We start from the raw sequence: 13172 nt of genomic DNA, 5'->3' as shown, positions 1-13172 counted from the left end.
TATCCCGGGGGTGTGGGGGCAGAGCCCCCACCCTCTCCATCAGGCAGCTGGCATCCGCTGTTCGACAATCTCCGCCCACCAGCTGCATCCGGCCGGAATGGCTTCGTCGTTGAAATTGTATTCCGGGTGATGAACCATTGCGGTGTCACCGTTGCCCACAAGAATATAAGCGCCTGGGCGTTCCTCCAGCATGAAGGCAAAATCTTCGCCCCCCATGACCAAAGGTGCCTCGTCGCAATCACCGGACACCGACCGGGCCACGTCCGCCGCAAACTCTGTTTGCTCGTCGCTGTTCACCATCACCGGATATCCACGAATGTAGGTCACGTCAGCGGTGCCGCCAAACGTGGCCGCAACACCGTTGCAAATCTCGTTGATCCGCTTTTCAGCCAGATCCCGCATGCCCTTGCTCATGGTGCGCACCGTGCCTTTGATCTGCACGGTCTGAGGGATCACATTGAATGCCTTGGATGACGTCTCGAACGACGTCACGGACACCACAACCTGATCAATCGGGTCGGCATTGCGCGAAGAAATCGTTTGCAACGTAAGGACAGCCTGCGCTGCCAGAACTGTGGTATCCACGGTCTCATGCGGTTTGGCCGCATGTCCGCCGCGACCCTCAAAGGTGATGTCGAACTGATCGGTTGCCGCAAAGAACGACCCCGGTCGGATTGCGAACTTGCCGACAGGCTGTCCCGGCCAGTTATGCATGCCGTAGACTTCCTGAATGTTCCAGCGGTCCATCATGCCGTCTTCGCACATTTCGCGGCCCCCGCCGCCCCCTTCCTCAGCAGGTTGGAAGATCACGACAACGGTGCCGTCAAAGTTGCGGGTTTCCGACAGGTACTTTGCCGCCCCCAGCAACATCGCTGTGTGCCCGTCATGACCACAGGCATGCATCGCACCCGGCGTTTTCGAGGCATAGTCCAACCCCGTCGCCTCATGTATCGGCAATGCATCCATATCTGCGCGCAGGCCGATCACCTTTCCCTTACTGTCCGACTTGCCTTTAATCACCCCCACAACGCCGGTACGTCCGATACCGGTTACAACCTCATCGCATCCGAACTCCTTCAGCTTCTCGGCCACCTTCGCGCTGGTGCGGTGGGTCTCAAACAGGATCTCTGGATTTTCGTGAAGATCCCTTCGCCATTCCGTGATTTCATTCTGCAATTCGGCAAAGCGGTTCTTGACTGGCATGTCTTTTCTCTCTCCTGATTCAGGTCACGCCGCCGGCATCCGGCGCTCGACCATTTCCGCAAACCACGAGCACCCAATGGGGATGATCTCGTCATTGAAATTGTATTCGGGGTGGTGCAGCCCGGCACTGTCACCGTTGCCCAAGACGATGAATGCCCCGGGCCTCTCTTCCAGCATGAACGAGAAATCCTCGCCCCCCATCACCATCGGCGCTTCAATGCAACTGCCCCCAACCGACACCGCAGCCTCTGCTGCATATCCCGTCTGGGCTTCGGCATTGATCGTCACCGGAACACCGCGCGTATAGGTGAGGTTCACGGACCCGCCAAATGTTGCAGCGGTCCCTTCCGAGACTTCCTTCAGCCGTTGTTCGATCAGGTCGCGCAACTCGTTGGAATGGGTCCGAACGGTGCCGCGTATCCGCGCCGATTGCGGGATCACGTTGAACGCTTTCGAAGATGTCTCGACCGAGGTCACAGACAGCACGGCCTGCAAAATCGGATCCGCGTTGCGCGACACGATCGTCTGCAACGCCACGATCAGCTGCGACAGCATCACCGTTGTATCAATCGTCTGATGAGGTTTTGCCGCGTGGCCGCCGCGCCCTTCAAGTTGGATGTCAAACTCGTCCGCCGCTGCCAGCAACGGGCCTGAGCGAATGGCAAACTGCCCGGTGGGAACACCCGGCACATTGTGCATCGCATAGATTTCCTGAATGCCGAACCGATCCATCAGACCGTCCTTGCACATGGCCTCGGCGCCATTCCCACCCTCTTCGGCAGGCTGAAAGATCACAATTGCCGTGCCATCAAAGTTGCGGGTTTCCGCCAGATACTTGGCGGCCCCCAAAACCATCGCAGTATGCCCGTCATGACCGCAGGCATGCATCGCATTCGGTATTTCTGAGGCATAGTCCAACCCGGTCTGTTCCTGCATCGGCAGGGCATCCATATCGGCGCGCAAGCCAATCACACGGCCCCGCGTGTCGCTTTTGCCGCGAATGACCCCGACGACTCCGGTGCGACCGATGCCGGTCACGACCTCGTCGCAACCAAACTCGTTCAGCTTTTCCGCAACCAGCGCACTGGTGCGGTGGGTGTCGTACAGAATTTCCGGGTGTTGGTGAATGTCACGCCGCCAACCGGTGATCTCATCATGCATCTCTGCGAGACGGTTCTTGATCGGCATGTCATTCTCCCTGTTTCATGCGACAGGCAATCGTCGTTCCACAAGCTCGGCAAACCAGCTGCAACCGGCGGGGATCGCGTCGTCGTCAAAGTTGTATTGCGGGTGGTGGCACATGGCCGTATCCCCGTTCCCGATAAAGATGTACGCGCCGGGGCGTTCTTCAAGCATATAGGCAAAATCTTCGGACGGCATGATCGGGTCCGTGCTGTCATTGACCTTGCCCGCAACCGCTGCTGCCGCCTCGGCCGCATAGCCCGTCTCAGCCTCGGAATTCACTGTCACCGGGTATCCCGGTGTCCAGATAACCTCCGCCTTCGCGCCAAAGGCCGAGGCCGTATCCTCGGCGATCCGGCGCACGCGTTCTTCGGCGATTGTGCGATATTCGGGGTCAAGTGTCCGCACGGTTCCCTGCAAACGAACCGTATGAGCTATCACGTTTGACGCTACGCTGTCCGTCACAAACGTCCCAACGGTGAGGACAACTCGCTTGATCGGGTCAACGGTCCGGGACACCACCGATTGCAAGGCTACAACGATGTGCGAGGCCACCAGCGTTGTATCCACTGCCTCGTGCGGTGCAGCGGCGTGTCCGCCCTTGCCAGTGACGGTGATTTCAAACTCATCGGACGAGGCCAGCAACGCACCGGGTCGAATTGCGAACTCTCCCACCGGAAGACCGGGCATATTGTGCATGCCATAGACCTCGTGAATGCCCCAGCGGTCCATCAACCCGTCCTGACACATGGCCAGACCGCCGGCCCCGCCTTCCTCGGCAGGCTGAAAGATCAGAACTACGGTGCCATCGAAATTGCGCGTTTCGGAAAGGTACTGCGCGGCCCCAAGCAGCATCGAAGTATGCCCGTCATGTCCACAGGCGTGCATCTTGCCCGACACGGTCGAGGCATAGTCCAGCCCTGTCGCCTCTTCAATCGGAAGCGCGTCCATGTCTGCACGCAGGCCGATGACGCGCCCCTGCGTATCCGTGCGCCCTTTGATCACCCCGACAACGCCCGTTTTGCCAACGCCCGGAGTGATCTCGTCCACTCCGAATTCTTTCAGACGGGCAGCGACAAACGCCGCAGTTTCATGGACGTCATACATCAACTCCGGATGGGCGTGCAGGTGGCGACGCCATTCGGTGATCTCGCCATGCATTTCCGCAAGTCTGTTTTTCACGGGCATCTCAAGACCTTTCTCTCAACCGCTGGCACCGTATTACACCGGGCTAGACGCATAGTTTTTCAACCAATCGCTGCATGAATTTATGACCGGCTTCGAATTGTTCAATCGTAATGAACTCATTCGGCTGATGGGCCTGTGCTATGTCTCCGGGTCCGCATATCACGGCAGAATACCCGGCCTCCTGAAATTGGCCTGCCTCGGTCCCATAACTGACCACATGGCTTGCGTTGTCTCCGGTCAGGGCGCGTACCAGAGCTTCGGCTTCACCATCCTCTTCCGGGATCAACCCCGGAATCGCGAAGTTTTCAGTCAGTTCGATGCGGGTATCCGGGTGAACGGCCTGCATCTGAGCCTCAACTTGCCGAACCTGTTCGAAATAGGCATCGCGCCATTGGGCCTGCGTTTCATCGGGCACAGTCCGGAAATCCATCATGAACCGGCAGTCTTTGGCGGTAATGTTATGGGCTGTTCCGCCTTCAATCATACCGACGTGGCAGGTTGTCCAGGGTGGATCGAACACGGCAGCAACGGTACTGGGTTGCGTCGCCATGTTTCGCGCGTTCTGTTGGTTGGCCCAGTCGATCAACGGGGCCGCCGCCATGATGGCGTTGACGCCTGTGTGCATGATCGAGCTGTGAACTTCGAACCCGACCATATGGGTGTCAAAGCCGAACCCACCCTTGTGACCCGTCACCGCCTGCATCATCGATGGCTCGCCCACAACCACCGCCGAGCCTTTGGGGAGAACGCCCTGCATCGCCTCGATCATTGGCGGCGCTCCGGTGCACCCGACTTCCTCATCAAAACTCAGCGCAAGTTGGAGCGGTCGTTTCACACGTGCGTAATGCGCCTCGACCAGCGCCCAGATGGCAAGCGCATCAAATCCCTTCATGTCACAGGTGCCGCGTCCGAAATATTTGCCGTCCTCCTCGGTCACGGTGAAGGGGTCGGTGTCCCAGGGTTGCCCGTCAACCGGTACGACATCCGTGTGCCCGGACAGCACAACTGCGCCTTCTTCCAAAGGGCCAACATGCGCAAAGATCGCCGCCTTATGCGGCTGATCCGGATCAGGCCAGCGGTGCGACGTGATCCCATGGCTTTGCAGGTATTCTTCCACCCAGTCGACCAACGGCAGGTTGGTGTCACGACTCACGGTTGGGAATGAGATCAGCTTGGTCATGATCTCAAGCGGCGTCAGGCGCTTGGCCATCGTGTCAGTACCCACTGTCTGTGGTCAGGATAAAGTGACCCGGTTCAACCTCTTGATATTGCGAGGGTTCCGGTTTGTAATCGACAGGATGGATCGGTGACGGGATCGGTTTGAAGTTCAGGTCTTTTTCAGTCTTTCGCTTGTTCGGATCAGCAATTGGAACTGCCTTCATCAATGCCTGCGTATAGGGGTGTTGCGGGTTTTCAAACACACGTGCACGCGGGCCCAGTTCCACAATGCGGCCCAGATACATAACGCCGACATAGTGGCTGACACGTTCAACCACGGCCATGTCATGACTGATGAACAGATAGGACAGCCCCAGATCGGACTGCAGCTCCATCATCAGGTTCAGAACCTGCGCCTGAACCGACACGTCGAGGGCCGAGACCGCCTCATCCGCGATGATCAGCTTGGGGTTCAGGGCCAGTGCGCGGGCAATCGCGATCCGCTGACGCTGTCCCCCGGACATTTCATGCGGGAAACGACGCATGAAGCTGCGCGGCAGCTGCACCTTGTCGAACAATTGCGCGACGCGGTCCTGCAATTCGGATCCCGACGCCACGCCATAGTTGCGCATCGGCTCGGCAACCTGATCGACCAGCTGCATCTGTGGGTTCAGCGAGGCGAACGGGTCCTGAAAGATCATCTGCATGTCCAGCCGCGCCTTGCGCAGGCCGGACGGGTCCAGCTTCATGATATCGACACCGTCCAGATTGACCTCGCCCGCCATCGGCTCGACCAGCCGCAGGATCGAACGCCCGGCCGAGGACTTTCCGCACCCGGATTCGCCCACAAGGCTGAGTGTCTGACCTTTGTTCAGTGTGAATGACACATCCTCGACCGCATGAACGTTCGAGATCGTGCGCCGCAGAAGACCACCTTTGACAGGAAACCGCGTGGTCAGGTTCTTTACCGTCAACAAAACTTCTTCGGTTCCGGGGATGGGTGCAATTTTCTGCCCCTCGACACCCAGCAACTTCATCGGTTCGGGTGCCGACTTGCCCTGCATTTCACCCAACTTCGGCACTGCGGCCAAAAGCGCCTTGGTGTAATCATGCTGCGGGTTTTCAAAGATTTCCCTGACGGTCCCCTCTTCGACCTTGTTGCCGCGATACATGACGACAACACGGTCAGCCATCTGCGCAACAACCGCCATGTCATGGGTGATGAACATTACCGCCGTACCGGTTTCGCGCTTGAGGCGATCCATCAGGGCCAGGATCTCGGCCTGAATAGTCACGTCTAGCGCCGTGGTGGGTTCATCCGCGATCAGCAAGCGGGGTTCGCAGGCCATCGCCATTGCGATGACGACACGTTGGCGCATCCCGCCCGACAGCTCATGCGGGTACTGTTTCAAACGACGCTCAGGCTCGGGGATACGAACCTGGCGCAACAACTCAAGCGCCCGGTCCTCGGCCTGTGACTTCGACATCTGCTTGTGGATGCGCAGACCTTCGGTCAACTGGCGACCAACGGTAAAAACTGGGTTCAGCGCCGTCATCGGCTCCTGAAAAATCATCCCGATCTCGTTGCCGCGAATCTGTTTCATCAGATCCGGATCGGCTTTGGACAGGTCCATCTCGCCCCCATCGCGGCGATCAAACAGAAGTTCACCACCCGCGATTTCACCCCCACCGAACTCGACCAGCCGCATCAGCGACAGCGACGAAACCGATTTTCCAGACCCCGATTCGCCAACGATACAAACGGTTTCACCCGGTTTGACCTCGAACGAGACATCCTCAACACCGACAACGGGGCCATCCTTCGTCTGAAACTCCACCCGCAGTTTTTTAATCTGTGCAATAGGCTGATCCAGCACGCGCGCGCTCCCTTGACGACGGTATTCTTTTTCTGAATTCCGAACGCTAAGGCGGGCCGCCGGGAAAAGTCAAACCCATTACACATTTTCGCGACGGCACTACTTGCATTTTTCTCAGGTTCTGTTTCGATACGCCATGTAACCGACCTGGGGAGGCGGCGCAGACCGAAATCGTTAGCGCTATTATCTTTGTTGATCAGAACCTTACCTTGGGGCGGCAACGCCAAACCCGCAGGCCTTGCGGAGATAATCGAGACACGAACGTGTCCAACTTGGGAGTAACTTATGAAAATCAAAACCCTTTTGCTTAGTGCGATTGCAAGCACGGCGATGGCCCCTGTGGCTATGGCCGAGCGTGGATCGGACGGCAATGTCAGCATCATTTACTGGCAGGCTCCGTCGATCCTGAACCCGTACCTGTCCTCGGGCACCAAAGATATCGAATCGGCTTCGTTGGTGATTGAGCCGCTCGGTCGCTATGACCAAGACGGGAACCTTGTAGCCTATCTCGCCGAGGATATCCCGACCGTGGAAAACGGTGGTGTTTCGTCGGATCTGAAATCGATCACGTGGAAACTGAAATCCGGTTTGGTCTGGTCCGATGGATCGCCCGTGACGTCGGCCGACGTGAAATTCACCGCCGACTATTGCATGCATCCGGAAGGTGGTTGCGCCCAGCTTGCCAAGTTTGAAGGCGTCGAAAGCGTCGAGGCAATCGACGATCTGACCATCAAGGTCAACTTTGCCGAACCAAAGCCGAACCCCTATGGCCCATTCATGGGTGGCCAGTCGCCAATTATCCAGATGGCCCAGTTTCAGAACTGCATGGGCTCCAAGGCGCCCGAATGTACAGATCAGAACTTTGGCCCGATCGGAACCGGCCCGTTTGTGGTGGACGAATTCAAGCCAAACGACGTGATCACCATGTCGGCCAACCCGAACTATCGTGACCCGAACAAGCCCGCTTTTGCCACGCTGACCTTCAAAGGTGGCGGTGATGCGACAGCGGCTGGCCGTGCTGTGATGGAAACCGGCGAATTCGACTATGCGTGGAACCTGCAACTGGCGCCCGAAGTCATCGAGCAAATGAAAGAAGGCGGCAAGGGTACTCCGATCGCGGCGTTCGGGACCTTGGTTGAACGGATCGAAATGAACATGACGGATCCGTCCCCCAGCCTGCCTGAAGGTGAACGTTCAACCGCAAAACATCCGCACCCGGCCTTGTCGGAACTGGCGGTTCGCAAGGCACTGTCGATGGCAATCGACCGTGATCTGCTGGTTGAGATTGGCTACGGCCAAGCCGGTCGCCCGACCTGCAACCTGGTACCGGCCCCGGCATTGTACGCAAGCGACAACACCGAATGTCTGACACAGGACATCGACGGCGCGAACCAGATGCTGGAAGAAGCCGGTTGGGTGAAAGGTGCTGACGGTGTCCGCGCCAAGGATGGTGTAAGACTGTCGCTGGTCTATCAAACCTCGACCAACGCCGTTCGTCAGGACTTCCAGGCGCTGATCAAGGAATGGTGGAGCCAGATCGGTGTCGAAACCGAGCTGCGCAACATCAACGCGTCGGTCTTCTTTGGTGGTGACCCGGGCAGCCCGGACACGTTCCAGCGTTTCTATGCAGACGTTGAAATGTACGCCAACAACTTCGATGGCACCGATCCGGAAAGCTATCTTGCGCAGCACACCTGCGACAAAGCACCCAAACCGGAAAGCCAGTGGCAGGGCGAGAACATCAACCGCTATTGTGATGCCGAGTACGACAAGTTGGTGGCCGAACTGGGCCGCACTGGCGAGCTTGAAAAGCGTGGCGAAATTGCCCGTAAACTCAACGATATGCTGACCAAGGACAGCTATGTCGTGGTTCCGCTGGTTGATCGTGGACGGGTCTCTGCACATTCCAACACATTGGGTGGCGTGATCCTGAACACTTGGGACAGCGAGCTTTGGAACGTTGCGGACTGGTACCGCAAGACCGGCTCCTAAGCGTTAAACCTGCCAAGCCGCGCCCCGATCTTCGGGGCGCGGTCATTTGCAGGCCGCTCCAACAAGAAGACGCATCAACAAAGGCGCCTTTGAATGCTCAACTTTACAATCAGACGACTGGTGTTGGCGGTGCCCACACTGCTGTTCATCAGCCTCGTCATTTTCCTGCTGCTCGAGCTTGCCCCTGGCGACCCGATGGCACAGGTTCCACTCACCGTTCCCCCGGAAGTCAAAGAGAAGATGCGCGAGGCGCTTGGCCTCGGCCAGCCGATGCATATCCGGTTCTGGAAATGGATCGTGCAGTTCTTCTGGATAGAACCGCAGGTATTGGTCGATTCTGTATTCGGTACAACCTTCTCCGAAGGCGACCTGCGCGTGATTTCCTGGCAGACCCGTTCGCCGGTCATGGACATCGTCGTTCAGCGTATCCCGCAGACCCTGTGGGTTGTCGGCACCGCCTATGTGGTCGCCATCCTGATTGCGCTGCCCATCGGCATCTATTCGGCCTACCGTCAGTATTCCTGGTTCGACCAGATGGGTACCTTCGTGTCGATGGTCGGCTTTTCCGTTCCACCCTTCTTTTCGGGCGTGCTGGTAATCGTGATCTTTTCAGTCCAGCTGGGCTGGTTCCCGTCGATCTATGACACCACGCTGGTGGTCAACAGCTGGGACAGCTTTGTTGTGCAGCTCAAACAGATGATCATGCCGGTCATGGTTCTGGCCTTGCAGATCACCGCACAACTCAGCCGGTTCATGCGCGCGTCCATGCTGGATAACCTCAATCAGGATTACGTTCGCACCGCCCGCGCCAAGGGTCTCAGCGAATATACCGTGGTCATGGTTCACGTCCTGCGAAACTCGATGATCCCGGTGGTCACCGTGATCGCGCTGGGTATTCCGTCCATCTTTGGTGGCGCCATCATCACCGAGCAGGTGTTCAAGGTGAACGGAATCGGGCAGTTGCTGATCGGCGCGATTCAGGCCAATGATCTGCCGATGGTGCAAACCCTGACCTTTATTTTCGCCGTACTGATCGTGCTGTTCAACCTGATCGCTGACGTACTTTATGGCATTCTGGACCCGAGGATTCGATATGACTGATCATGATCGTACCGATACGCTGGTCCCGGACGAAGGACTTGCACCAGCTTCAACCGCCTTGCCGACAGCCGACGTGATGGAAGAACTGGCCACCCCTCCCCGCAGCCAATGGCGCGATGTTTGGGATCAGTTCAAGACCCACAAAGGCGCAATGGTCGGGGCGATCCTGTTTATCATCATCGTTGCCGGTGTCTATCTGGGCCCGTATCTGTGGAGCATTGATCCAACCCAGATCGATATCCGGTCGCGCAATCAGGGGCCCAGTTGGGCGCATCCCTTTGGCACCGACCAATTGGGTCGCGACATTCTTGCGCGCATGATGTCGGGTGGTCAAACCTCAGTCTCGGTTGGCATAACCGCGATGTTGCTGGCGCTGTTCCTGGGTTCGTTCATCGGCGTTCTGGCAGGATTCTTCAGACGGCTCGATGGGCCGCTGATGCGCCTGACCGACCTGTTTCTGGCCCTGCCCCTGCTGCCTTTGCTGCTGGTCATGATGCTTCTGTTCCGCGAGCCCCTTTCGGCGGCTTTTGGGCTGGAGCGCGGGATCTTCATCCTGATCGTCTGCGCCATCGGCATCACCTCATGGATGCCGACGGCACGGATCGTGCGCGGTGATGTGCTGGCCATCAAGGAACGAGAATTCGTTCTCGCCGCGCGCTCCATCGGCACCAGCAACAGCCAGATCATCACGCGGCATATCCTGCCGAACGTTCTTTCGCCAATCATGGTGTCGGCAACGCTGGGGATTGCCACAGCGATCATCACCGAAAGCGCGCTGTCCTTCCTTGGGTTGGGATTCCCGCCCGACTTCCCGACATGGGGCCGCCTGTTGTTTGATGGTGTCGACTATCTTCAGCAATACCCCGAGCGTGTATTCTGGCCCGGTCTGGCAATCTCGCTGACTGTGCTGAGCGTCAACTATCTGGGTGATGGTCTGCGCGACGCGCTGGATCCCCGCATTCGCGGACGCTGAAACAAGTTAGTCGGCGCGCTTTAGCGCGCCGGCCAACAGCACGATCAGAACGGCCAATGGCAACAGCACGGCGAACGCCAGACGCAGGCCGAACAGTTCCGCCAAGAATCCGATCAGCGGCGGCCCAATCAACAGCCCGCCATATCCCAGCGTAGCGACACTTGCGATGGCTTGCCCCGGCGGCACATGTGGATCACTGGCTGCACGGCTGAACGCCAGCGGCATGATCACCGCATACCCTATGCCCATCAGCGCAAACCCCGCCAATGCGGGCAAGGGCGCGACCGAAGAAACCACAGCGAAAACGCCCAGTGCCGCGCAGATCCCGCCAAACCGAGCCGTGGCGACAGGACCAAACCGCATAATGACAATCGCGCCTGCAAGGCGAAATGCCACCATCGTCACGGAAAACACGGCATAGCCCAGTGCGGCAACACTTTCGGGCGCCCCGGAAACGTCTCGCAGGAAAATCGCGCTCCAGTCTGCGACGGCGCCTTCACCCAATGCACCACACATGGCCGCGAATCCGACCAGTATCAGCGCACCCGAGGGCAAAGCAAAAACCGAGCTTTGCGACCGCTCGGACCGTTTCGACGTCCAGCGCACCCACGACAAGGCCAGCGCGAAGGCGACAACCGCGCCACCCGCCACTAGGAAGTGCACCAGAACCGTCAGCCCCATCTGAACTGCCACATACCCGCTGAGCGCGCCAAGACCGGCCCCAAGGCTCCACATGGCGTGGAATGACGACATTACGGGTTTGTCATATGCCTGCTCGACTTCGGCGGCCCAGGCATTCATTGCCACATCCATCGATCCGTGGAACGCGCCGAAAACAAACAAACAAAACGCCAGCGCCCAAAACCCGCCAGCAACAGCAAGAAGAACCAGAGACAGCGTGTACAGAACAGCCACTATCCGGGTTACCGCGACTGCGCCATACCGATCCGTCAACCGCCCCGTGACCGGAAACGAACAGACAGCCCCGGCCGCCATGAACAACAACCCGTACCCCAACGCGTCATGGGACAGCTCCAACCGGTCGCGCACGGCCGGAATGCGCGAGGCCCAGATGCCAAACAAGGCCCCGTTCAGGATGAACATGGCCGCAACTGCCCGCCATGCCGAGAAAACGCCAATCAACAGAGAACCTCGTGCTGTCTGCCCGCCCCACCCGTTCTACAGGTTGGGCGCAAATTGGCAATTGCAGCTTAACCCAGGCGTTTGCGGATACGCCGAACGGCGAACCATACGCCCGCTACAACCGGGATCGTCGCCGCCGCCGTCAGCATTCCCTTGCTTATCCCTGTGGCCGTCAACGGATACAGAAGATAGCCAACAAGTGAGACCGCGTAATAACTGATGGCCACTACAGAAAGCCCCTCGACCGTGTGTTGTAAGCGCAAGGCAAGATCAGCCCGACGATCCATGCTTTCCAACAGGGCCTGATTTTGTGCACTCCGCTCGACGTCCACCCTTGTGCGCAGCAACTCACCCGCACGGATCGCCCGGTCAGACAGCGCCTGCAGGCGGCGTTCGGTTGATTTCACGGTACGGATCGCAGGGTCATAACGGCGCATCATGAAATCGGCAAAGCTTTGGCCGCCTTCGAACCTTTCCTCGCGCAGGACGTCGATCCGTTGATTCACCAGCGCCTCGTAAGCGCCGGTTGCCCCAAATCGGAACGAACTGCGGGCCGAAATGGTCTCGAGCTCAGTCGATGTGGCCAGCAATTGAGGTAACAGCGCTTCTGGTGGTGTGGTGTCATCCGTCATTTCAACCATCAGCTTCGCCAACTGGGCGTCCAGTTCCTCGATCCGGGGGGCCAATTGTTTGACGCGGGCAAAGCCAAGCATCGAAATCGCCTTGTATGTCTCGATCTCGCACAGCCGCTGGATAATACGCCCTGTGCGGCGCGTGCCCGTGCCTTCGGTCACGAACAGGGCAAAACGCATGTGACCAGCCGGGTCGATGCGGAAATCACTGGCGCAAATCGCCGAAGCATCCAACACCCGCGACACCGCCAGACTTTCAGGTTCGAACCAATCAGCCAGAGCGACCTTTACAGCTGCATCTTCCGGGCGCGGTACCACCCGCATTAGCAGCGAAGTGATCCTCTGGCCCGGGCTGGCCATCAGCCAATCTGGGGGAAACACTTCGAAATCAGCCGGGTTGAAGGGGCGGCCGCTGACGTTCGGCACAATCGCCGTATAGGTGACAAACTCTGTGTGCTGCTCCCATTTCAGCCAATGGCGTCCTATCTGCCCGGCATAATGCGTGGCCCCCGGCTGCGGATGTTGCGCCCCATGCCGGTCAAGCAGATCGATCAGATGCGCAATATCCTGATTGCGGTCCCGAGCGACGGCTGCTTCAGGCTTCTTGATCGCAATAAATGCGACCGTGCACGGCGTATCGGCGGCCGGAAACGGGCGGGCATGAAGTTCATTGGCCAGCGCATAGCGCAGCGGGTGATCATCGATTGGCGTCATTCCGAGGCT

Annotated in this window: 10 protein-coding genes; 3 read left to right on the top strand and 7 right to left on the bottom strand. The window is 58.4% G+C overall.

Annotation, left to right across the window (positions count from 1 at the left end; translation table 11 throughout):
• Positions 1 to 39 precede the first annotated feature (39 nt).
• The 5 genes from ACR0EK_RS06125 to ACR0EK_RS06105 are packed head-to-tail and all read right to left on the bottom strand — an operon-like array spanning position 40 to position 6608.
• Positions 40 to 1203 carry a M20 aminoacylase family protein gene (locus tag ACR0EK_RS06125; RefSeq protein ID WP_267362899.1) on the bottom strand — a complete coding sequence of 388 codons (1164 nt, stop codon included), beginning with the start codon at positions 1201 to 1203 and terminating at the stop codon, positions 40 to 42.
• 24 nt (positions 1204 to 1227) lie between these two features.
• Positions 1228 to 2391 (bottom strand): M20 aminoacylase family protein, encoded by a 1164-nt coding sequence (locus ACR0EK_RS06120; protein WP_480481803.1) that lies wholly within the window; start codon positions 2389 to 2391, stop codon positions 1228 to 1230.
• A gap of 15 nt (positions 2392 to 2406) precedes the next feature.
• Positions 2407 to 3573, bottom strand: coding sequence for a M20 aminoacylase family protein (locus tag ACR0EK_RS06115; protein WP_267362903.1), 1167 nt, complete (start codon positions 3571 to 3573; stop codon positions 2407 to 2409).
• A gap of 43 nt (positions 3574 to 3616) precedes the next feature.
• The gene (gene argE, locus ACR0EK_RS06110; RefSeq protein ID WP_480773223.1) at positions 3617 to 4783 is read right to left on the bottom strand and encodes an acetylornithine deacetylase; all 1167 of its coding nucleotides are present in this window, start codon (positions 4781 to 4783) and stop codon (positions 3617 to 3619) included.
• Positions 4784 to 4787: 4 nt separating this feature from the next.
• The gene (locus ACR0EK_RS06105) at positions 4788 to 6608 is read right to left on the bottom strand and encodes an ABC transporter ATP-binding protein (protein WP_480545733.1); all 1821 of its coding nucleotides are present in this window, start codon (positions 6606 to 6608) and stop codon (positions 4788 to 4790) included.
• Positions 6609 to 6893: 285 nt separating this feature from the next.
• Between ACR0EK_RS06105 and ACR0EK_RS06100 the strand changes: the two genes are divergently transcribed.
• From ACR0EK_RS06100 to ACR0EK_RS06090, 3 genes are all read left to right on the top strand, one after another.
• The gene (locus ACR0EK_RS06100; protein ID WP_480899013.1) at positions 6894 to 8600 is read left to right on the top strand and encodes a peptide ABC transporter substrate-binding protein; all 1707 of its coding nucleotides are present in this window, start codon (positions 6894 to 6896) and stop codon (positions 8598 to 8600) included.
• Between the two features lie 93 nt (positions 8601 to 8693).
• Positions 8694 to 9701, top strand: coding sequence for an ABC transporter permease (locus tag ACR0EK_RS06095; protein ID WP_209504480.1), 1008 nt, complete (start codon positions 8694 to 8696; stop codon positions 9699 to 9701).
• A complete protein-coding gene (locus ACR0EK_RS06090) occupies positions 9694 to 10674 on the top strand; it encodes an ABC transporter permease (RefSeq protein ID WP_267366742.1) in 981 nt (326 codons plus the stop codon). Before ACR0EK_RS06095 ends, ACR0EK_RS06090 begins: the two co-directional genes overlap by 8 nt.
• A gap of 6 nt (positions 10675 to 10680) precedes the next feature.
• On the opposite strand, the gene ACR0EK_RS06085 is transcribed toward ACR0EK_RS06090, so the two are convergent.
• On the bottom strand, positions 10681 to 11817 hold the full coding sequence (locus ACR0EK_RS06085; protein ID WP_480899016.1) for an MFS transporter: 1137 nt from the start codon (positions 11815 to 11817) through the stop codon (positions 10681 to 10683).
• Positions 11818 to 11885: 68 nt separating this feature from the next.
• Positions 11886 to 13163: a DUF3422 family protein gene (locus ACR0EK_RS06080; RefSeq protein WP_480899018.1), complete on the bottom strand. Its 1278-nt coding sequence runs from the start codon at positions 13161 to 13163 to the stop codon at positions 11886 to 11888.
• Positions 13164 to 13172 lie beyond the last annotated feature (9 nt).

It is taken from the genome of Ruegeria sp. AE4, from assembly GCF_056542185.1.
Note: the sequence above shows the minus strand (reverse complement) of the source record. Positions and strands in the feature narration are given on the sequence as shown.